The sequence below is a fragment of the Mesorhizobium sp. M2E.F.Ca.ET.209.01.1.1 genome (assembly GCF_004010375.2).
Classification (GTDB): Bacteria; Pseudomonadota; Alphaproteobacteria; order Rhizobiales; family Rhizobiaceae; genus Mesorhizobium.
In genome coordinates this window covers 1-580 of the sequence record NZ_SADP02000096.1, presented here as the reverse complement: position 1 = coordinate 580, position 580 = coordinate 1, and the positions used below count along the sequence as shown (strand labels likewise).

Annotated in this window: 2 protein-coding genes; both read right to left on the bottom strand. The window is 65.3% G+C overall.

Going from position 1 to position 580, the window contains the following annotated elements; genetic code table 11:
* Positions 1 to 415 (bottom strand): isocitrate/isopropylmalate family dehydrogenase (locus EN852_RS34740; RefSeq protein WP_246694486.1); only part of this gene is annotated, 415 nt, incomplete at its 3' end.
* 10 nt (positions 416 to 425) lie between these two features.
* A partial coding sequence (locus EN852_RS34735) for an aldehyde dehydrogenase family protein (protein ID WP_135879587.1) occupies positions 426 to 580 on the bottom strand: 155 nt, incomplete at its 5' end.

Sequence of the window (580 nt, the reverse complement as noted above, 5' to 3'; positions counted from 1 at the left end):
CGGCGCCCGAATATTCTCCTTCGGTGTTCTCACGGATGCACAGGATGTCGAAGCTTTCCGCCCGCAGCGGTCCCGTGACGCCCGGCAACAGGCGGTGCGGCCGGGTGTTGGCGTATTGCACGAATGCCTTGCGGATCGGCAGCAGCAGGCCGTGCAGCGAAACCGAATCCGGCACCTCGGCCGGCCATCCCACGGCGCCGAGGAGAATGGCGTCGAAGCCGCGCAAGGTCTCGATGCCGTCCTCCGACATCATGCGGCCGGTCTCTTTGTAGAATTTGCAGGACCATGGAAACTCGGTTCCGGTCACGGCAAAGCCGGAGTGATGGGCCACCGTTTCCAGCACCGTCCAGGCGGCGGCGGTCACGTCGCGGCCGATGCCGTCACCGGGGATCAGGGCGATCGAATAGGACTTCATCGGCATCTCTCTAGAGGCTGATCAGGACGCTCTTGGTCCTGCGATTGGCGAGATAGGCCTCGCGGCCGAGGTCCTTGCCGATGCCCGAGCGCTTGTAGCCGCCGGTCGGCAGGATGTGGTCGCGCGAGCGGCTGTAGCGGTTGACCCAGACGGTGCCCGCTTCGA